26 protein-coding genes are annotated in these 26,344 nt (G+C 69.3%); 8 read left to right on the top strand and 18 right to left on the bottom strand.

The features are described 5' to 3' along the window. Positions 1-106: 106 nt before the first annotated feature. The 9 genes from lepB (ACYVOK_RS25685) to ACYVOK_RS25645 all read right to left on the bottom strand — a co-directional run bounded on the left by lepB (ACYVOK_RS25685) (position 107) and on the right by ACYVOK_RS25645 (position 7,142). On the bottom strand, positions 107-874 hold the full coding sequence (lepB, locus tag ACYVOK_RS25685) for a signal peptidase I (RefSeq protein ID WP_460665094.1): 768 nt from the start codon (positions 872-874) through the stop codon (positions 107-109). Next, the gene (gene lepB / locus ACYVOK_RS25680; RefSeq protein ID WP_460665093.1) at positions 871-1,500 is read right to left on the bottom strand and encodes a signal peptidase I; all 630 of its coding nucleotides are present in this window, start codon (positions 1,498-1,500) and stop codon (positions 871-873) included. The genes lepB (ACYVOK_RS25685) and lepB (ACYVOK_RS25680) overlap by 4 nt, the downstream gene beginning before the upstream one ends. A 143-nt stretch (positions 1,501-1,643) precedes the next feature. After that, entirely contained in the window at positions 1,644-2,003 is a 360-nt protein-coding gene (gene rplS / locus ACYVOK_RS25675; RefSeq protein ID WP_460665092.1) for a 50S ribosomal protein L19, read from the bottom strand. Positions 2,004-2,157: 154 nt separating this feature from the next. Beyond that, complete coding sequence (gene trmD, locus ACYVOK_RS25670; protein ID WP_460665091.1) at positions 2,158-3,357, bottom strand: tRNA (guanosine(37)-N1)-methyltransferase TrmD; 1,200 nt, start codon at positions 3,355-3,357, stop codon at positions 2,158-2,160. Beyond that, entirely contained in the window at positions 3,357-3,905 is a 549-nt protein-coding gene (gene rimM, locus ACYVOK_RS25665) for a ribosome maturation factor RimM (protein WP_460665090.1), read from the bottom strand. The genes trmD and rimM overlap by 1 nt, the downstream gene beginning before the upstream one ends. Before the next feature lie 139 nt (positions 3,906-4,044). Further along, positions 4,045-4,296, bottom strand: coding sequence for an RNA-binding protein (locus ACYVOK_RS25660; RefSeq protein ID WP_460665165.1), 252 nt, complete (start codon positions 4,294-4,296; stop codon positions 4,045-4,047). 5 nt (positions 4,297-4,301) lie between these two features. Continuing rightward, positions 4,302-4,844: a 30S ribosomal protein S16 gene (gene rpsP / locus ACYVOK_RS25655; RefSeq protein ID WP_460665089.1), complete on the bottom strand. Its 543-nt coding sequence runs from the start codon at positions 4,842-4,844 to the stop codon at positions 4,302-4,304. A gap of 172 nt (positions 4,845-5,016) precedes the next feature. Next, positions 5,017-6,393, bottom strand: a complete 1,377-nt coding sequence (locus ACYVOK_RS25650) for a 6-phospho-beta-glucosidase (protein WP_460665088.1) — start codon at positions 6,391-6,393, stop codon at positions 5,017-5,019. Then, the gene (locus ACYVOK_RS25645; RefSeq protein WP_460665087.1) at positions 6,390-7,142 is read right to left on the bottom strand and encodes a DeoR/GlpR family DNA-binding transcription regulator; all 753 of its coding nucleotides are present in this window, start codon (positions 7,140-7,142) and stop codon (positions 6,390-6,392) included. Before ACYVOK_RS25645 ends, ACYVOK_RS25650 begins: the two co-directional genes overlap by 4 nt. Positions 7,143-7,268: 126 nt before the next feature. On the opposite strand from ACYVOK_RS25645, the gene ACYVOK_RS25640 reads away from it, so the two are divergent. The 4 genes from ACYVOK_RS25640 to ACYVOK_RS25625 are packed head-to-tail and all read left to right on the top strand — an operon-like array spanning position 7,269 to position 11,287. After that, positions 7,269-8,222, top strand: a complete 954-nt coding sequence (locus ACYVOK_RS25640) for a carbohydrate kinase family protein (protein ID WP_460665086.1) — start codon at positions 7,269-7,271, stop codon at positions 8,220-8,222. A 4-nt stretch (positions 8,223-8,226) separates the two neighbouring features. Further along, the gene (locus ACYVOK_RS25635; protein ID WP_460665085.1) at positions 8,227-9,516 is read left to right on the top strand and encodes an ABC transporter substrate-binding protein; all 1,290 of its coding nucleotides are present in this window, start codon (positions 8,227-8,229) and stop codon (positions 9,514-9,516) included. Beyond that, complete coding sequence (locus tag ACYVOK_RS25630; RefSeq protein WP_460665084.1) at positions 9,513-10,463, top strand: carbohydrate ABC transporter permease; 951 nt, start codon at positions 9,513-9,515, stop codon at positions 10,461-10,463. Before ACYVOK_RS25635 ends, ACYVOK_RS25630 begins: the two co-directional genes overlap by 4 nt. After that, the gene (locus ACYVOK_RS25625) at positions 10,463-11,287 is read left to right on the top strand and encodes a carbohydrate ABC transporter permease (protein ID WP_460665083.1); all 825 of its coding nucleotides are present in this window, start codon (positions 10,463-10,465) and stop codon (positions 11,285-11,287) included. Before ACYVOK_RS25630 ends, ACYVOK_RS25625 begins: the two co-directional genes overlap by 1 nt. Here the strand turns inward: ACYVOK_RS25625 and ACYVOK_RS25620 are convergent. Further along, positions 11,253-13,475: a caspase family protein gene (locus ACYVOK_RS25620; RefSeq protein ID WP_460665082.1), complete on the bottom strand. Its 2,223-nt coding sequence runs from the start codon at positions 13,473-13,475 to the stop codon at positions 11,253-11,255. The two genes, ACYVOK_RS25625 and ACYVOK_RS25620, sit on opposite strands and share 35 nt — an antisense overlap. Position 13,476: 1 nt before the next feature. Continuing rightward, the gene (locus tag ACYVOK_RS25615) at positions 13,477-13,878 is read right to left on the bottom strand and encodes an effector-associated constant component EACC1 (RefSeq protein ID WP_460665081.1); all 402 of its coding nucleotides are present in this window, start codon (positions 13,876-13,878) and stop codon (positions 13,477-13,479) included. A 107-nt stretch (positions 13,879-13,985) separates the two neighbouring features. Here ACYVOK_RS25615 and ACYVOK_RS25610 point away from each other — a divergent pair, with 107 nt between their 5' ends. Together ACYVOK_RS25610 and ACYVOK_RS25605 are read left to right on the top strand one after the other, a co-directional pair. Further along, positions 13,986-14,180, top strand: a complete 195-nt coding sequence (locus tag ACYVOK_RS25610; RefSeq protein ID WP_460665080.1) for a hypothetical protein — start codon at positions 13,986-13,988, stop codon at positions 14,178-14,180. A 23-nt stretch (positions 14,181-14,203) separates the two neighbouring features. Further along, positions 14,204-15,556: a flotillin family protein gene (locus ACYVOK_RS25605; protein ID WP_460665079.1), complete on the top strand. Its 1,353-nt coding sequence runs from the start codon at positions 14,204-14,206 to the stop codon at positions 15,554-15,556. A gap of 64 nt (positions 15,557-15,620) precedes the next feature. Here ACYVOK_RS25605 and ACYVOK_RS25600 read toward each other — a convergent pair whose 3' ends face one another. The 7 genes from ACYVOK_RS25600 to ffh all read right to left on the bottom strand — a co-directional run bounded on the left by ACYVOK_RS25600 (position 15,621) and on the right by ffh (position 24,590). Continuing rightward, entirely contained in the window at positions 15,621-16,259 is a 639-nt protein-coding gene (locus ACYVOK_RS25600) for a LuxR C-terminal-related transcriptional regulator (RefSeq protein ID WP_460665078.1), read from the bottom strand. Next, positions 16,247-17,416, bottom strand: coding sequence for a sensor histidine kinase (locus tag ACYVOK_RS25595; RefSeq protein WP_460665077.1), 1,170 nt, complete (start codon positions 17,414-17,416; stop codon positions 16,247-16,249). Before ACYVOK_RS25595 ends, ACYVOK_RS25600 begins: the two co-directional genes overlap by 13 nt. A 69-nt stretch (positions 17,417-17,485) precedes the next feature. Beyond that, positions 17,486-18,835, bottom strand: coding sequence for an N-acetylmuramoyl-L-alanine amidase (locus ACYVOK_RS25590; RefSeq protein WP_460665076.1), 1,350 nt, complete (start codon positions 18,833-18,835; stop codon positions 17,486-17,488). 154 nt (positions 18,836-18,989) lie between these two features. Continuing rightward, positions 18,990-20,099, bottom strand: a complete 1,110-nt coding sequence (locus tag ACYVOK_RS25585; protein WP_460665075.1) for an amidohydrolase family protein — start codon at positions 20,097-20,099, stop codon at positions 18,990-18,992. 24 nt (positions 20,100-20,123) lie between these two features. Further along, positions 20,124-21,293 (bottom strand): lytic transglycosylase domain-containing protein, encoded by a 1,170-nt coding sequence (locus tag ACYVOK_RS25580; protein ID WP_460665074.1) that lies wholly within the window; start codon positions 21,291-21,293, stop codon positions 20,124-20,126. A gap of 239 nt (positions 21,294-21,532) precedes the next feature. Further along, positions 21,533-22,897 carry a lytic transglycosylase domain-containing protein gene (locus tag ACYVOK_RS25575; protein WP_460665073.1) on the bottom strand — a complete coding sequence of 455 codons (1,365 nt, stop codon included), beginning with the start codon at positions 22,895-22,897 and terminating at the stop codon, positions 21,533-21,535. Positions 22,898-23,021: 124 nt separating this feature from the next. After that, positions 23,022-24,590, bottom strand: coding sequence for a signal recognition particle protein (gene ffh / locus ACYVOK_RS25570; RefSeq protein ID WP_460665072.1), 1,569 nt, complete (start codon positions 24,588-24,590; stop codon positions 23,022-23,024). Between the two features lie 141 nt (positions 24,591-24,731). Between ffh and ACYVOK_RS25565 the strand changes: the two genes are divergently transcribed. Together ACYVOK_RS25565 and ACYVOK_RS25560 are read left to right on the top strand one after the other, a co-directional pair. After that, a complete protein-coding gene (locus ACYVOK_RS25565; RefSeq protein WP_460665071.1) occupies positions 24,732-25,157 on the top strand; it encodes a hypothetical protein in 426 nt (141 codons plus the stop codon). Continuing rightward, positions 25,154-26,152, top strand: coding sequence for a hypothetical protein (locus tag ACYVOK_RS25560; protein ID WP_460665070.1), 999 nt, complete (start codon positions 25,154-25,156; stop codon positions 26,150-26,152). The genes ACYVOK_RS25565 and ACYVOK_RS25560 overlap by 4 nt, the downstream gene beginning before the upstream one ends. Positions 26,153-26,344 lie beyond the last annotated feature (192 nt).

Raw genomic sequence — 26,344 nt, 5'->3', positions numbered from 1 at the left:
AACCCTAGGCACCGGAGGCAGCGGGTGCGGCAGGTGGGGTGAGGTGTGTTCCGAGGGGGCTACCGGGGCCTGGGCGTGAGGGGGGATCGAGGGCACCGGGTTTCGCTCACTTGGGCGGTGCGGTCATAGAGATGGAAGGCTTGTCCGGCGGCGGCTCGGCGGCGGGCGGGACCGACTTGAAGGTGTCGGGGACGCCGAGTTTGCTCCAGCGGCCGGCGGGCCAGACGACCAGGACGGCGCGGCCGGTGATCCTGTCCATCGGGACGAAGGCGGCGTCGCCCTGGTTGCCGCCGTTCGCGTCCACGTCCTGCAGATGGACGCGCGAGTCGCCGGAGGCGGACCGGTGGTCGCCCATCACGAAGACCCGGCCGGCCGGGACGGTGACCTGGAAATCCAGCTGCGACGGCGCGTCGCCCGGGTACAGATAGCTGGTCTCGTCCAGCGGCTGACCGTTGACCAGCAGCCGGCCCTTCTCGTCACAGCAGGCGACCTTGTCGCCCGGCATGCCGATCAGCCGCTTGATCAGGTGCCCGTGGCTGGAGTCCGGCAGCAGGCCCACGACCTCGAAGAAGCGCCCGACCGAACCGCGCTTCTGGCCGCTCTCCTCGGGGCCGAGCCAGCCGCCCGGGTCCTCGAAGACGACCACGTCGCCGCGCTCCACGCCGGTGAGCTTCTCCACCACCACCCGGTCACCGACCAGCAGGGTGTTCTCCATCGATTCACTCGGGATGATGAACATCTGCCCGACGAAGGCCCGCAGGATCGACGAGACGATGAGTGCCCCGACCACGATCAGGACGAACTCACGGGCGGCGGCGGCGAACCCCGAACGGTGTGCGGGTTTCTCCGGCGTCTTCGTCGGCGTATCTGTCACTTCTCCAGCCCCGGCTTCTTGAAGGTTTCCGGAGGACGCAGCATCGTCATCCGGTCAGACGGCCAGATTACGCAACAGGCCCGGCCAACCACGTTCTCGACCGGCACGAATCCGCCGCCGGGGCCGCCCATGTGGGCGCGGGAGTCGGCGGACTCGGCGCGGTTGTCGCCCATCACCCACAGGTGACCGGCCGGCACCAGCACGTTGAAGGGCTGCAGCGACGGCCTGGCGTCCTGGAGCAGGTACTCCTGCTCGTCCAGCGGGATGCCGTTCACGGTGATCCGGCCGGCCCGGTCGCAGCAGATCACCCGGTCACCGCCGACCCCGATCACCCGCTTGACCAGGTGACCCTCACCGCTGCGCGGCAGGATGCCGACGAACTCACCGACCCGCCGGAACGGGCCGGGCTCGACCTGCTCCTCGTTCAGCCAGTTGCCGGGGTCCTTGAAGACGATGATGTCGCCGCGATCCACGTCGCGGTGCATGTAGCTGATCTTCTCGGCCAGGATCCGGTCGTTCGTGGTCAGCGTGTCGTACATCGACTCCGACGGGACGTAGAACGCCTCCGCGACGAACAGCCGCAGTACCACCGTGATGACGAGGGCGAGCACCGTGACGGTGCTCATCTCCACGAGCAGGCTGAGCAGCGGATTCCGCTGCTTCAGCCTGCGGTGACGTCCCTTGGTGCGACGTGCCCTCCTGGCTGCCGGGCGAGGGCGAGCGCGAGTCGCAGTGCTCGGCGCCATAGGTGACCGTCGTCGTCAGCGGCTCAGGAGGCCGGGACTTCCCGCTTCTCCTTGATCTTGGCTGCCTTGCCGCGCAGGTCGCGCAGGTAGTACAGCTTGGCCCGGCGGACGTCGCCGCGGGTCACGACCTCGATCTTCTCGACGATCGGGGTGTGCAGCGGGAAGGTCCGCTCGACGCCGACGCCGAAGCTGACCTTGCGGACCGTGAAGGTCTCCTGCAGGCCACCACCCTGGCGCCGGATCACGACACCCTGGAACACCTGGACGCGGGAGCGGTTGCCCTCGACGACCTTGACGTGCACCTTGACGGTGTCACCGGGGCGGAAGGCGGGGATGTCGTCGCGCTTGTTCGCGTTGTCGAGCTCGTTCAGGACGTTGCTCATCAGGTGTCTCTTCCTCGCGCGTGCCACAGGTCACCCACGAATCTCGTGGTGATGAAGTCATCAAAAGGCTGCCGGTCGGTGGTCACCCCCTGTGGCAGGAGCACCGAAGGGCAGCAGCGATCAATCTTGCCACACCGCCCCGGCGACAACGAAATCAGCGCCGGCGGCGCCGTTTGGCCAGCAGGACCAGCTCGACCTTCGCCGTCTGCCGCTCCCGTCGTACCTCTCGGTAACCGGCTTTCCGGTACAGACCGAGGTTGCGGTCACTCTCCGCACCGGTGAAGAGCTCGTACGACGTTACTTCGGCGGGCGCGAGCTGTTCGGCCACACGGAGTAGCCGGCTGCCCAGACCGCGGCCCTGCCAGTCCGGTGCCACGATGAGCCGGCCGATCCGCGCGACCGAGCCGTCCACGGTCGTCTGCACCGACCCGACGATCCTGGTGCCCGCCACAGCCTTGAGTACGCCGCCCTGCTTGAGCCGCTGGACACTCGCCTCCACGTCCTCCACCAGAGGCGGGATGGACAGGTCGTCGTACGCCAGCCCCTCCGACAGGAAGGCCGCCAACTGGAGCGTGTGGATCTCGCCCGCGTCGGCCTTGGTGGCGGGCAGTATCCTGACCTGTGACGTCGCATCGTCCTTGCCTGCGACCGCATCACCCCACGCAGCGAGCAGATCAGGCCGACGCTCCGCAGTACGCCGTACCGACTCCTCATGACGCCAGGCAGCGATCAGGCCGTGGTTGCCGGACAGGAGCACCTCCGGTACGTCGTACCCACGCCAGCTCGGCGGCTTGGTGTACACCGGGTACTCCAGCAGGCCGTCACCCGCGTGGGACTCCTCGGACAGGGACTCCGGGTTGCCGATGACTCCTGGCAGAAGCCGGGCGATTGCCTCGACCATGACCAGTACGGCGACCTCACCGCCGTTCAGCACGTAGTCGCCGATGGAGACCTCGTCGACCTGCATCCGCTCCCCCGCGTACGACGTGACGCGCGCATCGATGCCCTCGTAGCGGCCGCACGCGAAGGCAAGCCATGGCTCGGCTGCAAGCTCGTACGCGAGCTGCTGCGTGAACGGCCGACCCGCGGGCGAGGGCACGATCAGTCTGGGTTGTGCAGGGCCGTCAGGGGGTGCGATGGCGTCGAGCGCCTCCCCCCAGGGCTCTGGCTTCATCACCATGCCCGCGCCGCCGCCGTACGGGGTGTCGTCGACGGTCCGGTGCCGGTCGTGGGTCCAGTCGCGCAGGTCGTGCAGGTGGATGTCGAGCAGACCGCTCTTCGCCGCCTTGCCGACCAGGGAGACGTCCAGCGCGGCGAGGTACTCCGGGAAGATCGTGACGACGTCCAGCCTCATCAGTCCGCGTCCGGATCGGTCGGAACCACCTCGGCGCCCTCTGGCTCCAGCAGGCCGGGCCGGTCCGCGACGACGACGTACCCCTTGTCGACGTTGAGCTCCGGGACGAGTTCCTCCACCAGCGGCACCAGGACGGCGTTGCCGGCCGGCCGGCGGATCTCCAGCAGGTCCTGCGACGGCAGGTGGACGACGTCGATGACCTCACCCGCCTCTGCACCGTCGGCTGTGCGGACGGCCAGGCCGATCAGGTCGCGGTCGTAGTACTCGTCCGGGTCCTCCGGGCGCTCGTCGTCGTCCACCTCGGACTGCACGACGAGGTTGCGCAGCTGCTCGGCCGCGGTCCGGTCCGGCACCTCGGCGAACTTCACCAGGAGCCGTCCGCTGTGCCACCGGCTGGCCTCGACGGTCAGCGTGCGCGGCACCTTGGAGTCCGTGACGACGGTCGCCCCGTCGGCGAACCGGCGGTCCGGCTCGTCCGTCCGGACGTCCACGCCGACCTCGCCCTTGATCCCGTGCGGCCGGCCGATCCGTCCGACTGTCACCAACACCCGATGAACCCTCTCTGAGATCCGTTCACTGTCACCAGCCATTCTGTCGCCCGTCGCCGCGACCGCAGGCACGGGACCCCGTACCAGGACAGGCGAAGGGCCGCACCCGGGTGGATGCGGCCCTTCGGGATGCCTCGCGTCAGCGGCGGCTGCGGCGGTTCACCTCGTCGACGAAGTCGATGCGAAGCGACTTCTCCGAGCTCAGCGCGCCGACGACGGTCCGGATCGCGGTGGCGGTCCGGCCGTTGCGGCCGATCACCTTGCCGATGTCGTCCGGGTGCACGTGCACCTCGAGGGTGCGGCCGCGCCGCAGGTTGCGGGCCCGGACGCTGACGTCGTCGGGGTTGTCCACGATGCCTCGGACCAGGTGCTCGAGCGCCTCGGTCTCCATCATGGTCAGGCCTTGGCGTCGTCGGCCGGCGCGGCCTCGGCCGGGGCCTCGGCGGCCTCAGCCTTCGGCGCCTCGTCCTTCGGCGCCTCATCCTTCGCAGCGTCGTCAGCCTTGGCGGTGTCGTCGGCCTTGGCCGTGTCGTCAGCCTTGGCGGCGGTCTTCTTCGCCGCGGCCTTCTTCGCGGTGACGGCCTCGGTCTTCAGCGTGCCGTGCGCCTCGGCGAGGGCCTCGTTGAAGATCTCCTGCTTGTCCCGCTTCGGCTCCTTGACCCTCAGCGGCGCCGGCGCGGCCTCACCCTTGAACTTCTGCCAGTCGCCGGAAGCCTTGAAGATCGCCTCGACGGCCTCGGTCGGCTGCGCACCGACGCTGAGCCAGTACTGCGCCCGGTCCGACTCGACGTGGATGAACGACGGCTCGGCCTTCGGGTTGTACTTGCCGATCTCCTCGATGGCCCGGCCGTCCCGCTTGGTCCGGGCGTCCATCACGACGATGCGGTAGTGCGGCGCACGCTTCTTGCCGATGCGCTTCAAACGGATCTTGACTGCCACGTTTGTGGGGTCTCCCTTGGATTACATGTCTGGGTGAGCAGCACAACGTCGTGGGGACAACGGGTGACCACTCGGATGGGCCGGCCAGGCAGTGGAGTTAGAGGGCTGCACGAACCTGGACGGACTCAGCAGGCCATTGTGCCAGATGCGGGGCACGCCGACCAACCCGAGGTCAGCTCCGGAACGGCGCCAGCTCAGGTAGTTGTTCAGCATACGCGTCGAGCAGCTTCCGGGCGGCGGTGACCGAGTCGACCAGCGGGTGCCAGGCGAAGGCGCGCAGGGCGGCGTCCCTCGACCCACTCGCGGCCGCCTCGATCGCGGAGCGCTCGACGGCCTTCACCGCGCAGACCAGACCGGCCTGGTGGTCGGTGAGCTGGGAGACCGTGACCGGCAGCGCGCCGTTGGCGTCGACCGTGCACGGGATCTCGACGACCGCGTCGTCGTCCAGGTGCCGCAGTACACCCCGGTTGCGTACGTTCAGGATCAGCGACGCCCGCTCGTTGTGGGCGATCGCCCGCATCAGCGACAGCGCGACCTGCTCGTACCCACCCGCGGCCATGTCCCGCTCGTCCCGCTCCCCCGCGTCGGCGACCTCACGGCTCTCCACCATGTACGTCGACTCACGCTCTGCCCGGGTCTTCTGCCACAACTCCAGCGCCTGCTCCGGATGGCGGGCCGTCTCGGCGTAGAAGGCGGACTGCTGCTCGAGCAGGAACGTCCCCCGCGTCTGCCGCACGGCCTGTACGGCGGCCAGCGTCTCGCGGGCGAAGTAGTAGTAATGCAGGTACTCGTTCGGGATGGCGCCGAGCGACCGGAGCCAGTCCGCGCCGAACAGCCGTCCTTCCTCGAAGGAGGCCAGCGCATGACCGGACGACAGCAAGCCCGGCAGGTGGTCGACACCACCGGACCGCAGCCCGCGCAGCCACCCGAGGTGGTTCAGCCCCGCGTAGTCGTAGAAGGCGGTCGACGGATCGACGCCGAGTGCCAACGCCGCCCGCCGCCCCAGCCCGGACGGCGAGTCGCAGATCCCGATCACCCGGTCACCCAGGTACGGGATCATCGCCTCGGTCACCATGCCGGCCGGGTTGGTGAAGTTGATGACCCAGGCGTCCGGTGCCACCGCGGCGATCCGCTGCGCGATCCGCACGGCGACCGGCAGGGTCCGCAGGCCATAGGCGATCCCTCCGGCGCCGACGGTCTCCTGCCCGAGTACGCCGAGGTCCAGCGCGACCCGCTCGTCGACCGTCCGCCCCTCCAGTCCACCCACGCGAATCGCGGAGAACACGAAGTCCGCGCCGCGCAGCGCCTCGTCCAGGTCGGTCGTCTCGGTCACCACCGGCGGCACGACCGGCCCGGCTTCCAAGCCGGCGCCGCCGGCCGTGGCCGCGGCGGCCTGCTGCCGTAGTACCGCTCCGATCGACGCCAGCCGGGAGCGGTCCGTGTCGAACAGCACCACCGACGTGATCCGGCCGTCACCGCGGTCCCCGAGCAACGCCTGATACACCAGCGGCACCCGGAACCCACCGCCACCGAGGATGGTCAGTCTCACGCCAACACCACCTGTACGCCTGCCTCCGTCAGTTGGGCCCTGGTCGCCTCGTCGGCGTCGGGCTCGGTCACCACCATGGTCAGTTCGCCCGGCTCGCAGACCCGCGCGACTCCGTGGCCGGGGAACTTCGTCGCGTCCGCCAGCAGCACCACCCGGTCGGCGGCCTTGATCATCGCCCGCTTCACCGGCACCTCGATCATCGTGCTGTCCATCACCCGCCCGTCGGGGCGGACACCGCTGGTACCGAGGAACAGCCAGTCGACGTGGATCTGCCGCAGACTCTCCTCGGTCAGATACCCCACGAGCGAGCGGTAACTCCGCCGGACGAAGCCGCCGAGCACGATCAACTCGATCTGCTCGTCGTTCTGCAACTCCTCGAGTACGGCGAGGTTGCTCGTCACGACCGTCAACGACCGGCCGTGCAGGTGTTGGGCGACCCGCAGGGCCGTGGTCCCGATGTCGAGCAGCACCGACTCGCCGTCGGTGACGAGCTCCGCGGCCCGCCGGGCGATCCGGTCCTTCTCCTCCGCGTGAACGGCGTTGACGTCGGCGAACGGCTCGTCCCCGCCGTCGACCGCGAGCGCACCGCCGTACACCCGGGTCAGCCGGCCCTCGGCGTGCAGTTGCTCGAGGTCGCGACGGATCGTCGCCTCGCTCACGCCGAGCCGTTCGGCCAGCACCTTCACGCCTCCGGCGCCGTCGGCCCGGAGCGCGCGCACGATCTGATCCTGCCGCTGCTTTGGCAACACAGTGAGACCGTATCACGCAAACTTCGTCATTTTCAGTCAAAATTGTGATCAGGTATTGCGCATCCTGACCAAGACAATCAAGATTCATGCACGAGTTTGATCGAGCGTGCAGGAGTGTGGCGTCACATGCGCGGTGAGCTGGACGTGGTGGTGTCCGGCCTGGTCTTCCAGGACCTGGTGCTCGGCCTGCCCACCGCGCCGCGGCCCGGGACGGAGGTCTGGGCGACGGACTCGCTCGAGAGCCCGGGCGGTATCGCCAACTTCGCGGTCGCGCTGGCCCGGCTCGGGCTGCGCACCGGCCTGGCCGCCGCCTTCGGCGCGGACGACATCGGCGACCGGCTCTGGCACCGGCTCGCCGACGGCGAAGGCATCGATCTGACTCTGTCCCGCCGGCTCGTCGGCTGGCAGACCCCGCTGACCGTGGCCCTTGCCTATGACAACGACAGGGCACTGGTCACCCGGGGCACCCCTCCCCTGCTGTCGGCCGACGAGCTGATCACCGCGCCGCCGGCCGCCCGAGCCGTCGCCGCCCACATCGGCCCCTGGCCGAACGAGTGGCTGGCGAAGGCGAAAGCGGCCGGCTGCGTGGTGTTTGCCGACGTCGGCTGGGACCCGTCCGAGCAGTGGGACCCGCACGTGCTCGACCAGCTGGAGCACTGCGACGTGTTCCTGCCGAACGCCGGTGAGGCGATGAGCTACACCCGCTCGGACAGTCCGGAGCAGGCCCTCGACCGGCTGGCCGACAGAGTTCCGCTGGTCGTCGTGTCGAACGGTGCCGACGGGGCCTTGGCGCTCGATGCCGCCACCGGCGAACGAGTCGCCGTACCGGCTTATCCGGTGCAGGCGGCGGACACCACCGGGGCGGGTGACGTGTTCGCCGCCGGCTTCATCGCCGCCACGCTGTGGGACCTGCCGCTGGAACAGCGGGTCCGGTTCGCGTCGCTGATGGCCGCGCTGTCGGTGACCCGGCTCGGTGGCGCCGACGCCGCGCCGCGCTGGGCCGATCTGGCCGCGTGGCAGGCCGCCCATCCCGAAGACCACGACCTCGAAGCGCTGATCAGCGCCCACTCAGGAAGGTAGAACCATGGAGCTCTCACGTCGGACGCTGCTCGCTGGGGGCTTCGCAGCCGTACTCGGCGGCAGCGTGGCCGCCTGCTCGTCCGGGATGGACACCGGTACGACGACGAAGAAGAACGCCGCCACCGAGCTGACGCTGTGGTGCTGGCCGGGCGGCCTGGGCAAGTCGGTGCTGGACGAGACCGTCGCGCACTTCCCGGACCCGAAGATCAAGTACTCCGAGATCGGCGGCGACTTCAAGCAGAAGCTGATCACCACCTTCAACGGCGGAACGTCGATCCCGGACATCACCGGCATCAAGGGCGAGGACATCGCCTCGATGCTGCCGCAGGCCGAGCGGTTCGTGGACCTGAAGACGGTCGGCGCTGACCCGGTGCTCGGCGAGTACGTCGAGTGGAAGGTCAAGCAGGCCACCACCTTGGACGGCAAGGTGATCGGCCTGCCGATCGACATCGGCCCGACCGCGCTGTACTACCGCGAGGACGTGTTCACCAAGGGCGGCCTGCCGGGCGACCCGGCGACGGTGGCCGGGCAACTGAAGACCTGGGACGACTTCTTCGCCGCCGGCGTCGAGCTGAAGAAGTCCAACCCGAAGGCGCTGATCGTCTGGGACGCCACCGACCTATACGACATCGTCGTCGGCCAGGGCACCGAGCGGTACGTCTCCAGGGACAACACCTTCATCGGCGACCAGGACCACATCCGCAAGGCCTGGGACACCGTGGTCAAGGCGATGACGCTGAAAATCGACGGCAAGACGGCGAGCGGCTCGCCGGACTGGAACGCCGGGCTCGACCAGGGCACCGTCCCGGCCCACGTCGGCGCCGCCTGGGTGGCGCTCGACATCAAGTCCGCGGTCAAGTCCAGTGCCGGCAAGTGGCGGCTGGCCCCGACCCCGGGCGGCCCGGCGAACTTCGGCGGCTCGTTCCTCACCATCACCAAGAACGCGGCCGACCCGGCCAAGGCGTTCGAGGTGATCAAGTACATGCTCAACCCGGACAACCAGGCGAAGGCGTTCGCCGACGCCCAGATCTTCCCGGCCACGCCGGCGGCGTACGACAAGCCGCAACTGAAGGTCGCGGACGCGTTCTTCGGCGGCCAGGTGCCGATCGAGGTCTTCGGCCCGGCGGCCAAGGCCATCCCGGTGGCGTACGAGGCCCCGTCCGACGGCGCGGTCGCGCAGCCGTTCAAGGACGAGCTCAAGACCGTGCAGTCCGGCGCCAAGACCTCCGACGCGGCCTGGTCCGCCGCGGTGTCGAAGGCGAAGGCGATCGCCAAGCGACAAGGAGTGCAGTGACCAGTACGACGACTGTGCCGACCGCGCCGGCGATGCCTCTGACCGGGCCCTCCTCCGGTCAGAGGCGTCGCAGGCGGATCTGGTCGTACTGGCGGTTCTATCTGGCCCTGTCGCCGTTCTACGTCCTGTTCGCGGTCTTCGGGTTGTACCCGATGCTGTCCACGATCGTGCTGGCGTTCCAGCGCTGGGACGGCCTCAGCGCCCGCGAGTTCACCGGCCTGGACAACTTCCGGTTCCTGGTCGAGGACCCGACGTTCTGGCTGGCGTTGCAGAACACCGTCGTACTGTTCCTGATGTCGACGCTCCCGACGCTGGCGATCGCGCTCGTCCTCGCGGTGATGCTGCAGTCCGCCGTACGGTTCACGAACGTCTACCGGATCGCGTACTTCATCCCCAACGTCACCTCGCTGGTGGCGATGGCGATCTTCTTCGGCTCCGTGTTCAGCACCAACTTCGGCCTGGTCAACGGCGCATTGCGGTCGCTCGGGATCGCCGAACAGGACTGGCTCGGCCAGCCGTGGGGAATCAAGATCGCGATCTCGACGATGATCGTGTGGCAGTGGGTCGGATACAACACGCTGATCTACCTGGCCGGACTGCAGGCCATCCCGAAGGACCAATACGAGGCGGCCAAGGTCGACGGTGCCGGTGCGGTCCGGACGTTCTTCTCGATCACGCTGCCGCAACTGCGCCCGGTCGTGCTGTTCACCGTGGTCATCTCGACCATCGGCGGACTGCAGACGTTCACCGAGCCGCAGGTGATGGTCGGCAACAGCGGCGGCACCGGTCAGAGCGGGATGACGGTCGTGCTGTTCTTCTACCGGGCCGCGTTCCTGGACAACGACTACGGGTACGCGGCCGCGATCGCGCTCAGCATCTTCCTGCTCGTGCTGCTGTTCACCGCGATCAACTGGCGGATCTTCCGGGGCAGGGGTGAGGCCAAGTGATGCGTCAACGGCTGCGCGGGATCGCGCTGCACACCGCCCTGATCGCCGCCCTGGTGGTGTTCCTGTTCCCGTTCGCGTGGACCGTCGTGATGGCGTCGAACAGCACCGCGGACATCTACCGGTTCCCGCCGAAGTTCACCTTCGGTTCGCAGTTCGACGACAACGTCCGGCACGTGCTCGAGAACGTCGCGTTCTTCCAGTCGATGGCCAACACCGCGATCGTCGCGGTCTCGACCACGCTGCTGGTGCTGTTCTTCGACTCGCTGGCCGCGTTCACGTTCGCCAAGTTCCGGTTCCCCGGCCGGAACGCGTTGTTCGTCGTCCTGCTGGCGACGATGCTGCTGCCGGCGCAACTGGCCGCCGTACCGCAGTTCCAGACGATGGCGCTGCTCGGCTGGGTGGGTTCGCTGAAGGCGTTGATCATCCCGGGTGCGGCGAACGCGTTCGGGATCTTCTGGATGCGGCAGTACTTCCAGAACTCGATCCACGACGAACTGGTCGAGGCCGCGACCCTCGACGGCTGCGGGTTCCTCCGCGTCTACTGGCATGTCGCGCTGCCGTCGGCCCGGCCGGCGCTGGCGTTCCTCGGCATCTTCACCTTCGTCGCGTCCTGGAACGACTACATGTGGCCGTTGATCGTGCTCACCAACCCCGACAACCTCACCCTGCAGGTGGCGCTGTCCACGCTCAACAGCAGCCACGGCGTCGACTACAGCATGGTGATGACGGGTGCGCTGATGGCGATGGTGCCGCTGGTGATCGTGTTCGGAATCTTCGCGCGGCAGTTCATCAAGGGTGCGACGGAAGGCGCAATCCGCGGCTGAGCACGGCGGCGGCGATGAGCCCGTTGCCGAGCAGCGCGGTGAGGAACGCAGGCGGCGAGTCCCCCTCGGTCAGAGCGGGGAACGCCGCGACGATGCTGATCATCGCGTACGTCGCCGCGGCCGCGGTCAGCCAGATCCGGGCCCGGCCCTCTGTCGCCGCCAGCGCGAGCCAGGCCAGCGCGACCGTGACGAACGGCTCCACGGCGGCAAGCCTGGTGACGGTGAAGAAGGACACGCCATCGGGGTGCCGAATCAGCGCGCTCGCGAGCAGGAGGATGCCGCCGGCAACCATCACGACCATGGGCACCGGCGGCACCGGCCTGAGCGGCCACCTGCCGGGCCACAGCACGGTCAGCAGTACGGCGGCCATCGCGGCGGCGACCAGCCCGGTCAGCAGCCACGCGGTGGTCTCGTCGGTCCAGATACCGAACAACATGGTGCTTTCGTCGGACGAGATACCACCGACAAGGACCAGCAGACCGTCCTCGAGCAGCGAGGCGACGCATCCCGCGACGATGCCCAGCGCGATCGGTCCCGACCATCGAGCGATCACACTCGCCAGCAACGCGGCGAACGACGACAGGATGATCGGGTCGCCCGAGCTCCGGTACACGTACCAACCGGTGTTGTCGGCGTCGTACCAGATCTTGCGCGACCCCGCCTCCCCCGGCCAGTTCAGGTAGATCAGGACGGCGGAGCCGATGATCAGTACGGCGACCACCCACCAGGGGACCGTCGCCGCCGGCTCGGTCGGCAGGTCCCGGGTGGCAGTCTTCCCCGCGAACACCGGGGGTGGCGTGAGCGGCGGCGCAGTTGCCGACTCGGGTTGCCGAGCCGGCGCCTGCACCCCACCTGGCTTGGGTTGTGGGGCCGGTCCCTGGACCCTTGGGGGCTCTGGTTGTGGGAGCGGGGCGGGTTCAGGTTTCGGTTCGGGCGGTGGCGGGGGTGGCTCGGACTCGGTGTCGGGGAGGGTGACACGGACCGGAATCGTCTGCTCACCGGTCGGTCCGCTGAGGATCACCGACGCCTCATCGGCTCCCGCCACCGCGGCGCGGACCCGGATGGTCGCGCCGTCCTGCTCGACTCGTAGCCAGTCGGCGCTCGACGACGCCACCGCGGTCAACGCGAGCGGCGTACCTTCCATCCGCAGCTCTCCCTCCCCGGTCAGACCGAGGTCGAGGACGGCCGGGGTCACCTGTGGAACTCCCGCTTTCAGAGCCTCCGCGGCCGCGAGGGCGACCCGGCGGCTGTCGTCGTCCACCATGCGCTGCAAGGCCTGCCAGGCGGCGTACGCCTGACTCAGATCGTTCCCGATCAGCCGCTCGCGCAGGTAGTCGACCACGCCGAACCTTGCGGCCGGCAACGGGCTCTCCATCGCCTGGATCAGTTCGGGGGCGAGCGGTGCCGGGGTGATCCGGCGGATGCGGCTGCGGGCGAGCAGGAGTTCGCCCTGGGAGCCGAAGGTCCACATCTGCGGGTTCTGGTTCGGGGTCACTCGGCGCACCCGGTCGGTGACGTACCCGACCAGTTCGGTCAGGCCGACCCAGCCGTCGCCGTCGCGATCGGCCTCCCCGGTCGTCAACCCGTCGACGACCGCGCTGGTGAAGACCGACGGCGCGGACGCGTCCGTGGCCAACTGCCCGCCCTCGAAGGCGTACTCCATCGCGCTGGACGCGGTGACCACCACGCGACCGCGTCCACCGCCGACCTGTTCCTGACCGGCGAACGCATCCCGCACCTGTGCCTCGCCGGCCGCGCGGACGACCATGCCGCGCGGGAAGGCGCCGCCGTAGCAACAGTCGAGAAACAAGGCGATCCGCTGGGCCCGGCTGTCGGCCATCTGGCGGTTGACGAAGTCCGCGGACACCGCGGTCGAGGCCAGGCGGGTCGGCTTCGTGTCGGCAACCGCGAGGAACAACTCGCCGGCCGCATTCTTCAGCCCGTGGCAGGAGAAGTGCAGCATCAGCAGGTCCTCGGGCGCACGGTCGGCGAAGAAGTCCTCGACAGCGAAGCGGATCTCCTGGGCCGAGGCGTTGTGCAGGACCCGCACCTCGAACCCGCCGACCGACGGATCCGCGAGCACCTCCGCCAGCGCGGCCGCGTCCTGGGCCGGCGCGACCAGGCGGCGCAGGCCCGGGTCGTCGTACCGGTCGTTCGCGATCACGAGCGCGACGCGCGAGCCGTCCATCTCAGGCGACCGTTTCTGAATGCTTCCTGACGAACGCGTCGACGAGTTGCTGCTGGACCGCGTCGTTCGCGCCGGTCAGCTCGATCGTGTCACCGTCGATGGTGACCTTCACCGTCCGGCCGCTGCCCGACCTGCGCAGCCAGTCGCGCACCACCGACACGACTGTGCCGAGCACCTGCAGTCCGGGCGCGAGTGACACGCTCAGCACCCCGGCGATGGCGGCGAGACCGCCCCGCGACCCCTCCGGCGCCTCACCCTCCCGATACGGTTCGACCGCGCGTACGTCGAGGGCCAGCAACTCCTGCCGCAGCAGCAGGGCCAGCTCCTCCAACCGGGCGTCGTCGGACCCCTGCTCGACAACCCCGACCCGGACTTCCGCGACCATCAGGTCCTCCGCCAACATCCCCAGGCCGACACCTCCAACGATGCGCCTGTACCGGCGCGGCCACAAGCCGTGATGGCATTAGGCTTCGGGAACTGTTGTCGGGTCAGCTGCGTCGGAGGGGCGTCATGGTGGGGAAGCGGGGACGCGTGATCGGCCGGATCGCACCCGGGACGGTCGGCGAAGTGATGCTGCCGGTCCGGGGTGCCACCGAGGCCTTCTACGCTTACCCGGCGACCGACGAGGTGATCGAGGTGGGCACGCCGGTGGTGGTGGTCGACTTCGACCCACCCCGCACGGTGTACGTCGCTCGCGCCTTCTGAACTTCTGTTCCCTTGGAGGGGAAATGCTCTGGACGTATCTGATCGGCGGCGCCGTCGCGCTGGTGGTCCTGCTCATCCTGTTCCGGATGGTCTGGCGGGTGGCCGAACCGAACGAGGCGCTGATCATCTCCGGTCTCGGCGCGCACTCCAGCACCGACCAGGTCAACGAGACGCTCGGCTTCAAGATCGTCGTCGGCCGCGGCACCGCGGTGCTGCCCGGTTTCCAGACCGTACGGCGGTTGCCGCTCGACATCCGCGCCACGCCGCTGACGGTCACCTGTGTGTCCAGTCAGGGCATCCCGCTGCACATCAAAGGCGTGGTGGCGTACAAGGTCGGTGACGACTACGGCTCGATCGCGAACGCTGCCCGGCGGTTCCTGGAGCAGAGCGACGAGCAGGTGATGAGCACCATCCACGAGCTGTTCGCGGGTCACCTGCGCGCGATCGTCGGCTCGACGACGGTCGAGGAGATGCTGCACGACCGGGAGACGCTGACCACGAACATCCGCGGCTCGCTGGCCGGCGACATGGAGAAGCTGGGCCTGGTGGTCGACTCGCTCCAGATCCAGGAGATCGACGACGAGTCCGGCTACATCAAGAACCTCGGCCGTCCGCAGGCCGCCGCGGTGGAGGCCGCGGCCCGGATCGCGCAGGCCGAGCGGGACCGGGAGGCGACCGAGCGCGAGCAGGCCGCGGCCGCCCAGAAGGCCGCCGCCGTCCGGGAGAGCTCGATCGCCCAGGCCGGTTACCAGGCCGAGGTCGACCAAGCGAAGTCGAAGGCGTCGCAGGCCGGGCCGCTGGCCGAGGCGCTGGCCCGGCAAGAGGTCGTCGTCGCCGAGACCGAGACCGCGAAGCTGAACGCCTCGCTGGCCGAGAAGCAGCTGGAGTCGTCGGTGCTGAAGCCGGCCGACGCCGAGGCGTACAAGCAGCGCACGCTGGCCCAGGCCGCCCGGGACGCGCAGATCGCGGCCGCCGAGGCGAACGCCCGCGAGGTCGCGCTGCGCGGTGAGGCCGAGGCGAAGGCGACCGAGCTGACCGGTCGGGCCGAGGCGGCCGCGGTCCAGGCCAAGGCGATGGCCGAGGCGGCCGGTATCAAGGCCCGCGCCGAGGCGCTGGCGACGAACACCGACGCGGTCGTCGCCCAGCAGCTGGCCGAGGCGTACCCGCAGATCGTCTCCGCGGCGGCCTCCTCGTTCGAGAAGGTCGGCAACATGGTGGTGCTGAACGGTGCCCAGGGCATCGAGGACACCCTGGTGAAGACGATCACCATGGGCGGCTCCGGCTTCGCATTGGCCAAGCAGCTGATCGACTCGCTGTCGGCCACCAAGGCCGACGACAAGCCGACCCTCGAGCCGGTGCCGAACGAAACCGCGTGACCCAACCGATGCCGGATCCCCGCTGTACGGCGGGGATCCGGCATCGCTCGTCAAGGCGGAGTCGTCAGAGGCCGAGATGGGCCAGTACGGCGAGAACCCGGCGGTGACCGGAGTCCGTCGGGGGAAGATCGAGCTTGAGGAAGACGTTGCCGACGTGCTTGTGCACCGCGCCCTCGGAGATCACCAGCTTCTCCGCGATCGCCGTGTTGCCCAGCCCTTCGGCCATCAGCGCGAGCACCTCGCGTTCCCGCGGTGTCAGCCGGTCCAGCGGGCTGCTGCGCTTCACCATCAGCTGGCTGACCACCTCGGGGTCCAACACGGTCCCGCCGGCGGCAACCCGCCGTACCGCTTCCAGGAACTCGTCCACGCGGGACACCCGGTCCTTGAGCAGGTAGCCGACGCTCTCACTCCCGGCAGCCAATAGCTCGGCGGCGTACACCTCCTCGACGTACTGCGAGAACACCAGCACCGGGAAGCCCGGGCGGACCCGGCGGGCCTCGATGGCGGCGCGCAGCCCCTCGTCGGTGAACGTAGGTGGCAGCCGTACGTCGACGATCGCGATGTCCGGGGTGCTGTCGGCCATCACCTTGGCGAACTCGTCCGCGTCACCGGCGACCGCGACCACCTCGTACCCGGAGTTGCCGAGCAGCAGGCCGAGCCCCTCGGCCAGGATCGGGTTGTCCTCCAGGATCACGACCCGCACGGCAGCACCACCTCGACCGTCGTCGGCCCGCCGATCGGGCTCTCCAGCTCGAGCCGTCCGTCGATGGCCTCCACCCGGTGGAGCATGCCATGCAGACCACTCCCCCGGCCCAGCAGGTCGGACCGTTCGCTGATCCGCGCCCCGCCGATGCCGTCGTCGGTGATCGCCAGGTAGAGCCCTGGACCACGCCGTTCCATCAGTACGTCGACGTGCCCGGCCGCGGAGTGCTTGGTGATGTTGGTGAGTGACTCGGCGACGACGAAGTACGCGGCAGCTTCCACAGCCGCCGGAACCTGCCCGAGCTCGCCCAGCCGGAGTTCCACCGGCAGTGGGCAGCGGGCGCACAGTGCGGAGACCGCACCGGCCAGACCGCGATCGGCGAGGATCGGCGGGTACATGGTGCGCAGTACGCCGCGTAGCTCGTTCATTGCCTGCTCTGCACCGTCACGGGCGTCGTCGAGCAGCTTGGCGGCCCGCTCCGGGTCATCGGCCATCATCTGCTTCGCGATACCGATGCGCATGGCAAGTGAAACCAACTGTGCCTGGGCCCCGTCGTGCAGATCCCGCTCGATGCGCCGTAGCTCAGCGCCGTGCGAGTCGACAGCACCGGCCCGGCTGCGCGTGAGCTCCTCCACTCGTTGTGTGAGCTGCTCGGCCTCACTTGGCGCCAGCACGTCGCGGACCACCTCAGCGTGGCGGCGCGCCAGTGCGGGTGCGACCCAGCCCAGCACCCCCAGACTGACCAGGATCTGCAGTGGACCGAGGACGAGCGCCTCGAGCCAGCTGTCGACGCCGAAACCCATCAGTGTGAAGTTGCCCGGGTCAAGCTTCCACAGCGCCATGCCGGCCAGTGCGGCCGGCGCGCCGATCGCAGCGGTCACGGCGACGAACAGCTCGGGCACCGTCACGAGTGGCATCAACAGGAGCCACAGGCTGCGCCTGAACGAGTTGGTGCCGGCTGCTGCCGGTAGCCGGAGGTACTTGGACGCCTGGGACCGCTCGACCTGCGCCAGCCGTACCAGGCCCGCCCGCACGGAAGGAAGCCACGCCAACAGCAGACCCAGCGGGAGCGCCACGAGCACGCCTATGCCTGTCACGAAGCGGACCGCCAAGTATCCACAAGCCGGACCGCCTCGCGACAGGATCTTCGTCAACATGCCTCAATCCTGCGTCACCCCACAGCCCCCGGTCGGTAGAGCAGGCTCCACTCTTCGCCCGGGTGCCTACTAGCCGGTGCACTCCGGTACGCCGGGGAGCTTCGGGTCGGGGTGGTCGATGTAGATGTTGGTCATGTAGCCGCGCTGGTCACGGAGCTTGGACCACCAGTTGTTCGTGGTCCCCTCGGCGGTGACCGGGTCGCCCTCGACCTGGCACTCGACGTACACCTGGGTCGGTCCCGGGAGCGTGGTCACGATCGAGGCGGACAGGCTCGGCGCCGAACGGACCCGGACACCGGTGCCATAGGTGGTGAAGTTGTACTGCGGCGGGTTCGCGCCGTTCACCAGCTGCATGTAGTAGGTCCAGTTCCAGTTCGGACCCGGGTCGGTGTGGTCGTTGTTCGGCATCTCGTTGTGACCCTTGATGTGGGCCCGGTCCTTCGGGATGCCGCGACGATCGGCGATGTTGCGGGTCAGCGCGGCCGACGAGCGGTACATCGCGTCGGTGAACCAAGACGGCTGGTCCACCCAGCCCTCGTGCTCGATGCCGATCGTGTACGGGTTCTCCGTCCGCACGTGCCAGGCGGTGTCCTTCTCGGCCACCATCTGGGTGACCTGGCCGTCGCTGGAGCGGATCACGTAGTGCGCGCTCACCTTGGCCGACGGGTTCTTGAACCAGCTGATCGTGCCGGAGTACGAGCCTTGCGTCACGTGGACGACGATCGTGGTGATCGCCGCGGTCCGGCCGACGCGGTAGTTGCTGGTGCTGGCCGGGTTCCAGATCGCACCGGGGTAGTCCACGGCCGCGACCGAGGCCGGCGTACGGGTTCCGAGCGGGGCGACCTTGGCATAGGCACCGCGGTCCGGGGTGACCTTCTTCGGCTCGATGGTGACGCCGGCGGCATTCACACCCCGGCCGATGATTCGGTAGACCTCGTCGGTGTAGAGCCTGGCCGTCGGGGCGTCGGCGGAGTGCGAGTACTTCGCGATCACCTCGTACCACTTGCCGAGGTTCGAGCGGTCGGTCAGCCTCGCGGCATCGGCGTACGCGTCGAGGACGGCGGCGGCGCCGAGGATGTTGGACGCGGTGTCCTTGGCCAGCTTCTCGACCGGCAGGCCGGTGAGCTTGGTCGCCTCGGACATCGTCGGGTTCCGGTCGTTGCTGACCAGGTGCATCACGCCGTACCCGTTCGCCTGGCTGGGCAGGCCGTTGTGGCCGTCGAGGTGCGACTCGGCGTAGCCGACTCCGACGAGCACTTCCTTCGGTACGTCGTACTTGGCGGCCGCGGTCTCGAACGCGACGGCCAGGTCAGTGGATGCTCTGGCCGGCTCGGCCGGCTCGGCGGCGTTGCTCGGCAGGGCGCTCAGTGCGAGGGCGCCGGCGGCCGCGGTGGCAAGCAGAGCGGACAGTCTGGACATGGGTACTCGGGCGGTTTTCCCCATTGGGCGGTTCCTTCCCTGATGCGGTCCGCCGAGGGGCGTCGGCGGTCCCGGATGTCACGCTAAGGCAAGATCTTCCGCCGCGACCAGGGTTCGAGTGAACTTTTTCCCGTCACGGGGTGAATTCGGCTCGTCACACCGAGAAGACGACCTTGCCACGCAGGAGGATCACCCGCGGGTGCGTCAGGACGGCGGGATTGGCCCGCGGGTCCTCGTCGTACACCACCAGATCGGCCGGATCGCCGGGCTGAAGGTTGCTCGGGGCACCCAGCCACTCGCGGGCCGCCCACGACCCGGCGGCGAGCGCCTGCTCGCCCGACATGCCGATCGTGGTGAGCGCCTGGACCTCCTGCGCCACCAGGCCGTGCCCGAGCACACCGCCGGCGTCGGTCCCCGCATACACGGGCACACCGGCCTCGTAAGCGTCCCGGAGCCGGGTCAGGCGGCGGTCGTACAGCTCGCGCATGTGGGCCGAGTACACCGGGAACTTGGCGGCGGCCTGATCGGCGTACTGCGGGAAGTTCTCCAGCTGGACCAGCGTCGGGACCACCGCGACCCCGTACTCGGCCATCCGGTCGAGCATGTCCGGGAGCAGACCGGTGCCGTGCTCGATGCAGTCGATGCCGGCGGCAAGCAGGTCCGGCAGAGCGTGCTCGCCGAACACGTGCGCGGTGACCCGGGCGCCGAGTTCGTGCGCTCGGGCGATCGCCGCGTCCAGAGCCTCGGCGGGCCAGCACGGCGTCAGGTCGCCGGCGTCGCGGTCGATCCAGTCGCCGACCAGCTTCACCCAGCCGTCACCCCGGCGGGCCTCCTGCTCGACGTACGCGACCAGCTCGTCCGGCTCGATCTCCCAGCCGTAGTTGCGGATGTACCGCTTCGAGCGGGCGATGTGCCGGCCGGCCCGGATGATCTTCGGCAGGTCCTCGCGCTCGTCGATCCACCGGGTGTCCGCAGCCGAGCCGGCGTCCCGCACCAGCAGTGCACCGGCGTCCCGGTCGGCGACCGCCTGCTGCACCTGGGTCTCCCGGTCGACGGCACCGTGCTGGTCCAGCCCGATGTGACAGTGCGCGTCGACCAGGCCGGGCACGATCCAGCCGCCGGTGTGCACAGTGCTGACATCGGAAGCGGTGGGCCGGTCCACGACCAGCCCACCGCTGAGGTGGATCTCCTGCTGCTCACCGGCCGGCAACACCGTGCCGACGAGTCTGAGTACGCCGGTTTCCGTCCTACCGCTGTCCGTCATACCGCGACGTTAACCGGCCTGACGTCAGCCGTGCGAGCCGCCGCCCGGGGTGCAGGTCGGTGTGGTCGGGTCAGTCGTCGAGCACGGCGAACTGGTCGGCGTGTCCGACGGGGTGGGCGTCGGCGTCGTGGTCGGCGTCGATGTGGGGGTGGGCGTCGGCGTGGGAGTCGGCGTCGGGGTCGGCGAGGGCCGGGTCGTCGGCCTCGTCGGCTTGTGCGTCGGCTCCTTGGTCGGCGTGTCCACCGGGTCCGGCAGCGTCGGCCCGTCGGTGCTGGACGGCACGGTCGGCTTCGGCTTCGGCGTGGCGGACGTGGTGGCGGCCGGAGGCGTCGCCGGCGTGGTGTCGTCCGGGACGTCCGGGACCGCGCGCGGGTCCACCTTGCGCTCGGCGTTGCCGTTCGCCTTCGGCGTCGACAGGCTGCCCTTCTCGTTCGGGATCAGCACCGCGTTCTTGCTGTAGACCCGCATCCACTTCAGCACGGTGGCGACGAAGTCCTTGGAGTGCTGGTACCGCAGCAGGGCCGCGACCAGGTCCCGCGGCTGCTTCAGGTCACCCCCGTCCGAGCACAGGTACACCGCGACCGTGGTGACCGCGTCGTACACGTTGTTCGGGTTGCGGAAGCCGTCGCCGTTGCCGTCGGCGCCGAAGTCGTTCCACACCTGCGGGATGATCTGCATCGGGCCGACCGCACGGTCCCAGGTCAGGTCGCCGTCGTACCGGCCCTTGTCGGTGTCGGTGATCCGGCCGTTGCCGCGCCGGCCGTTCAGCACCGGTCCGAGGATCTTGCCCCGGGTGGTGCCGGCCACGTCGACCCGGCCGCCGCTGGCGTGGTCGGACTCGACCTTGCCGATCCCGGCCAGCAACGGCCAGGTCAGCCCACAGTTCGGCCGGACCACGGCCAGGTTGGCGGTGGCCCGGCGGTACGCGGGGAACACCCCGCGGGGGATGCCGTTCACGGCATCAGGTCGTCCCGGCCGGACCACGGACCGGCCGTCGGTCGCACCCTGGACGGGCACATCCGCACGGGCCGGCTTGTCGGAACCGAGCCGGCCGTCCACTCCGGGACGCTGCGGGACGATCATCGTCAGTTCGTCGAACTCACCGCTGTTGAGCCCGGCCCCAGGCGATGGGGCGACCGGGCTGTCCGCCGCGAGCTGACCGGAGGCACCGGCCCCGCCCGAGGCGACTGTCACGATGGCCCCGACCAGGAGCGGGGCTGTGCACAGTGAAGCGATGATGATTTTGACCCGACGGTTACCACTACGGGTTAGGCGCATAGTCCCCTCAACGATCCATACGCCAGAAAGTTACATCAAGTCGACGCAAAGTTACCTGACCCGCCAACACGCACCTTGTGGTGTCGGTCCAGTGCCAGTGCCGGACAGCGCATAGCCGCGTGCCGGTCACTACACAGACGGAGTGTCCGGCCGCCTCATTTCGCTGGCTGCGGGGCCTGCCCGGGTGTGGCGGCGGCTCCGGTCTGCTCCGCATCCGGTGCCTCCGCGGTGGTGCAGGGGATCGGTGTTTCCGTCGGAGTCGGCGTCGGGGTGGCCGTCGGCGTTCCGGTCGGCGTCGGGGCACAGGTCGGCGCCGGCGTGCTCGGCGTCTCCGTCGGCGTCGGCGTGGGCGTGGGCGTGGTGGTCGGCGTTTTCGTCGGTGTCGGCGTCGTGGTCGGCGTCTCCGACGGAGTGGTGGTCGGCGACGTCGGCCTGGTGGTCGGCTTCGGTGACGACGTCATCGGCGGTTTCGGCGTCGTGGTCGACGGGCTGGTCGGCCTGGCCGACGTCGGCCTGGACGTGGTCTGCGACGGGATCGGCGTACTGCGCTGAGTCGTCGGCGCCACCGTGGGCGTCGGAGTCGTCGGCGGTGTCGTGGTCGTCGTGTCCGTGCGGGTCGGGTCGTTCGAGTAGTCCACGTTGCCGGTGTCGTCGGACGGCGGGTTGATCACGCCGTCGGTGTCCGGAATCGTCACCGTCTGGTTGGCGTACGTCTGCATCCACCGCAGCACGGTCGACACGTAGTCCATCGAGTGGTTGTAGCGCAGCACGGACTGCACCAGGCCCTGCGGGTCGGACAGGTTCGCACCGCCCGAGCAGAGGTAGTCGCCGGCCGCACGGGCCGCGTCGAACATGTTGTGCGGGTCCTTGACCCCGTCACCGTTCCCGTCCGCCCCGAACGCCTTCCACGTCCCCGGGATGAACTGCATCGGCCCGACGGCACGGTCCCAGGCCGTGTTCCCGTCGTACAGGCCCTGGTCGGTGTCGGTGATCGCGGCCATCCCCGGGCCGCCGTCGAGGACCGGGCCGAGGATCTTGCCGCGGGTGTTCCCGTTCGGCTCGACCCGGCCGCCGCTGGCATGTGCGGACTCGACCTTGCCGATGCCGGCCAGCAGCGGCCAGGTGATGCGGCAGCCGGGCATCGCGACGGCGAGCTCGTTCGCAGCCTTCTGGTACGCCGCCAGCACGGTCCCCGGGATGCCCGAGGGGTTGCCGGTGATGCCGGGGATCGGCTGCACCGGGCCGTCGACCGCACCGGTCACCGGCACCTGGATCTGCGACTTCTGCTGCGTCGGGAGGCTGCCGTCCGCCCCGGGCTGCGTCGGCAGGTCGTTGGCCAGCTCGTCGAACTGGGTGTCCGGGCGCGGCTGGGCCAGCGCGTGCGCGTCGACGATGAAAGTGTTCGAGGTGATCCCGCCGGCGACGAAGACGGCGACCATCGCGGTGGGCGGAGCCAAGATCACCCAGGTGGCGGTGAGCTTCCCCCGCCACGTGTCCAGGTTCTTGAACTGCTGCCTCATCCGAAACCGTCCTTCGACGTCTTCCGCAGTACCGGGTCTTCGGGCGTAGGGACGATCTTAGTCCTCACAGGGTCGCGGACAACCGGGAACGGTGTGCCCTTTCGGGCACGAGGGAGGAACCGGTCTACTGGCCGCCGCCGAGCATCTTCTTCAGGTCGTCGGGAAGCTCGAAGTCGCCGCCGTTCTGGCCGCCGCCCCCGAACGCGGCCGGCAGCTGGCCCGGCTCCGGCGCGGACGGCCGCTGACCAGCCTGGCCGGCCCGCTTGGCCGGGTTGCCCGAGCCGCGCTTCTTGCCCTTCTTCGCCTGCTGCTTCGCCTTCCGGGCGCCGCCACCGGCCATCCCCGGCATCCCGGGCATGCCCGGCATCCCCGGCAGACCCTTGCCGGTCGCCATCGCGTTCATCATCTTGCGGGCCTCGAAGAACCGCTCGACCAGCCCGCTCACGGTGGCGACCTCGGTGCCGGAACCCTTCGCGATCCGGGCCCGGCGGGAGCCGTTGATGATGTTCGGGTCGGCCCGCTCGGCCGGTGTCATCGAGTGGATGACCGCCTCGATCCGGTCGATCTCGCGCTCGTCGAAGTTCTCCAGCTGGTCCTTGAACTGCGACGCGCCCGGCAGCATGCCGAAGATCTTGGTCAGCGGGCCCATCTTGCGGACCGACTGCATCTGGGCGAGGAAGTCGTCCAGGGTGAAGTCCTTGCCGCCCTTCTTCTGCAGCTTGGCCGCGGTCTTGGCGGCCTGCTCGGCGTCGAAGGTGCGCTCGGCCTGCTCGATCAGGCTCATCACGTCACCCATGCCGAGGATGCGCGAGGCCATCCGGTCGGGGTGGAAGACGTCGAAGTCCTCGAGCTTCTCGCCGTTCGAGGCGAACATCACCTGGCGGCCGGTGACCTGCGCGATCGACAGCGCGGCACCACCGCGGGCGTCACCGTCCAGCTTGGACAGTACGACGCCGTCGAACCCGACCCCGTCGAGGAACGCCTGCGCCGTGGTGACCGCGTCCTGACCGATCATCGCGTCGACCACGAACAGGATCTCGTCCGGCGACACCGCGTCGCGGATGTCGGCGGCCTGCTTCATCAGCTCCTCGTCGACACCCAGCCGGCCGGCCGTGTCGACGATCACCACGCTGTGCTGCTTGGTCCGCGCCTCGTCCATCGCCCGCCGGGCCACGTCCACCGGGTCGCCGACGCCGTTGCCCGGCTCCGGCGCGAACACCGGCACGCCGGCCCGCTCGCCGACCACCTGCAGCTGGGTCACCGCGTTCGGGCGCTGCAGGTCGGCCGCCACCAGCATCGGGGTCTGGTGCCGGGTCTCCTTCAGCCACTTGGCCAGCTTCCCGGCCAGGGTGGTCTTACCGGCACCCTGCAGACCGGCCAGCATGATCACCGTCGGCGGCCGCTTCGCCATCCGCAGCTCGCGGGTCTCGCCACCGAGGATCGTGACCAGTTCCTCGTTGACGATCTTGATCACCTGCTGCGCCGGGTTCAGCCCGCCGCGCACCTCGGCCCCACCGGCCCGCTGCCGGACCGCCGCGATGAAGTCCTTCACCACCGGCAGCGCGACGTCCGCCTCCAGCAGCGCGATCCGGATCTCCCGCGTCGTCGCCTCGATATCGGCATCGGTCAACTTGCCCTTGCCACGCAGGTTCTTGAACGTGGCGGACAACCGATCAGAAAGCGTGTCGAACACGAAACAGTCCGTTCTCCAGAGACAACCCCAGCACAACCCCACCGAGTCTACCGACCACCCCACCTGTGGATAACTCCCACGAGCCGGTGCCGGAGCTCGCTACCGTGATCTGACCTTCGAGCACACGTCAGGAGAAGCCGGATGCCACTCGACGTTCCGACGTTCACCAAGGAGTTCAACCGTACGCGTGACCGCGTCCACGGCGGGCAGCCGGTCGACATCGCCGCCGAGCAGGAGCGGCTACGTGCCCTGGTGCCCGCGGACGCGTCGGATCACGACCGCGCCTGGACGACCCGGCTCATCGCCGGCCTCGCCGAGCAGCCGGCACCCGCGCGGGAACGCAGCGAGCTGTATCACGAAGCCGGCCGGATCCATGCCGCCGCGTACGCCGTGGAAGGCACCGTGGAGGAGCAGATCGCTGCGCTGCAGGATGCACGCCGCAGGATCTGGGAGATCGCCGATCGCGCGCCGGCTGACGAGGAAGCCGACATTCGCGCGATGACTCGGGTCCTCGAGCACCTCGAGAACGAACTCCGCGACCCGTCCTGGCCGAAGCACGAGGGATGACCGAGAGCGCGATACGGCTCCCACCCGGCTCGCCGCCGTACCGGGAGTTCGCCCGGCTGTACCGGTTGGCGCGGAGCATTCGGCCGACCGCGGTCGACGGGTGGAACGGAGAGCTTTACGCGACGAACAGCGACAGCCTGGGCGGCTTCGACCGTCGGAGCGGGTCGATGAAGGTGAACGGTCCGCTCGTCCTTCGATACCTGACCGGCCGCGCTGATGCGAACCGCCGGCGCCAGGCCCAGGCACTCGCGACGGTCCTGCACGAGGCAACGCATGCAGGCATGACGCTCGATGCGCCGGCGGAGCCGAACGCCATACGCACGGCCCATTCGCTGGGTCTGACCGAGGGTTTCGCCGAGCTGCGGGCAGCGCAGGACTTCCAGGTCTTCGCCGAGCTCGCCGGGTATTCGGGTCTCGTTTTCAGCGAACCGCAGTACGAGGGTGCCTTCACAGCGACCGAGGGCCTGTTGAAACAGGCCGCGGGTCTCCGGGTGGACTCGCAGCAGCTGATCGATCGGCTCGCGCAGGGCCCGGGAGTCATGCATTTCGACCAGATCGCCGAGGCCGTGTTGCAGAACCGCCTCGCCGAGGTCGTCCCGTTCCGCGCCGAGGAGCGGCGTACCGTGCGGGCGGCTCTGATCCAGACGATGCTTCATCCGCAGTGGGAAACCCTCGTGCACCGCCCCGCGGATTCCGGCCGGTCGGTCGCCGACGAGATCCGCCAGGCGCTCAACGCCAAGGTCGACGAGCTTCGTCACCACTACCGTTCGGCGCCCGCCGCCCCGTCACCGACAGCGCCGCGCGATGCGAAGACCGACCGGCCACCGACAAGCGAGCGACCCGACAGTCAGCAGGTCGCTCCCGAGCTCAGGTTCCTCACCGGCCTGGCCCCAGCCGCGCTGGCGACCCAAAGGCGTCCACCGCTGGAGGACGGCCGTCGAAAGCCAGGAGCTCCGTTCATGCGGCGAGGAATGGAGCGTGAAGGAGGTGGATGAGGTGACGAGTGCCCCCGAATGGCGTCGGTCCCGGCTTCCCGTTGCGGCGCCGTTGACATGGCTGCGGCCGGGGGACAGGATCTAACCGGTTGGTTGGTGACTAGTGGTTAGGGGTGTGGTGTGGGGAAGCGGCGGGTTGTGGTGGATGGGCCTTCTAATTTGGGGTTGCGGCCGCCGGTGGTGGGGGCGGTG

The sequence above is a fragment of the Kribbella swartbergensis genome (assembly GCF_054784135.1).
The sequence above is the reverse complement of the archived record's forward strand: the minus strand, read 5'-3'. Positions and strand labels throughout refer to the sequence as shown.

Excerpts from the sequence above, each read along its gene's own strand:
- lepB (WP_460665093.1), bottom strand. The coding sequence starts at position 1,500 with ATGAGCACCGTCACGGTGCTCGCCCTCGTCATCACGGTGGTACTGCGG.
- rplS (WP_460665092.1), bottom strand. The coding sequence starts at position 2,003 with ATGAGCAACGTCCTGAACGAGCTCGACAACGCGAACAAGCGCGACGAC.
- trmD (WP_460665091.1), bottom strand. The coding sequence starts at position 3,357 with ATGAGGCTGGACGTCGTCACGATCTTCCCGGAGTACCTCGCCGCGCTG.
- ACYVOK_RS25660 (WP_460665165.1), bottom strand. The coding sequence starts at position 4,296 with ATGGAGACCGAGGCGCTCGAGCACCTGGTCCGAGGCATCGTGGACAAC.
- ACYVOK_RS25640 (WP_460665086.1), top strand. The coding sequence starts at position 7,269 with ATGCGCGGTGAGCTGGACGTGGTGGTGTCCGGCCTGGTCTTCCAGGAC.
- ACYVOK_RS25635 (WP_460665085.1), top strand. The coding sequence starts at position 8,227 with ATGGAGCTCTCACGTCGGACGCTGCTCGCTGGGGGCTTCGCAGCCGTA.
- ACYVOK_RS25625 (WP_460665083.1), top strand. The coding sequence starts at position 10,463 with ATGCGTCAACGGCTGCGCGGGATCGCGCTGCACACCGCCCTGATCGCC.
- ACYVOK_RS25620 (WP_460665082.1), bottom strand. The coding sequence starts at position 13,475 with ATGGACGGCTCGCGCGTCGCGCTCGTGATCGCGAACGACCGGTACGAC.
- ACYVOK_RS25615 (WP_460665081.1), bottom strand. The coding sequence starts at position 13,878 with ATGTTGGCGGAGGACCTGATGGTCGCGGAAGTCCGGGTCGGGGTTGTC.
- ACYVOK_RS25610 (WP_460665080.1), top strand. The coding sequence starts at position 13,986 with ATGGTGGGGAAGCGGGGACGCGTGATCGGCCGGATCGCACCCGGGACG.
- ACYVOK_RS25605 (WP_460665079.1), top strand. The coding sequence starts at position 14,204 with ATGCTCTGGACGTATCTGATCGGCGGCGCCGTCGCGCTGGTGGTCCTG.
- ACYVOK_RS25595 (WP_460665077.1), bottom strand. The coding sequence starts at position 17,416 with ATGTTGACGAAGATCCTGTCGCGAGGCGGTCCGGCTTGTGGATACTTG.
- ACYVOK_RS25590 (WP_460665076.1), bottom strand. The coding sequence starts at position 18,835 with ATGTCCAGACTGTCCGCTCTGCTTGCCACCGCGGCCGCCGGCGCCCTC.
- ACYVOK_RS25585 (WP_460665075.1), bottom strand. The coding sequence starts at position 20,099 with ATGACGGACAGCGGTAGGACGGAAACCGGCGTACTCAGACTCGTCGGC.
- ACYVOK_RS25575 (WP_460665073.1), bottom strand. The coding sequence starts at position 22,897 with ATGAGGCAGCAGTTCAAGAACCTGGACACGTGGCGGGGGAAGCTCACC.
- ACYVOK_RS25565 (WP_460665071.1), top strand. The coding sequence starts at position 24,732 with ATGCCACTCGACGTTCCGACGTTCACCAAGGAGTTCAACCGTACGCGT.
- ACYVOK_RS25560 (WP_460665070.1), top strand. The coding sequence starts at position 25,154 with ATGACCGAGAGCGCGATACGGCTCCCACCCGGCTCGCCGCCGTACCGG.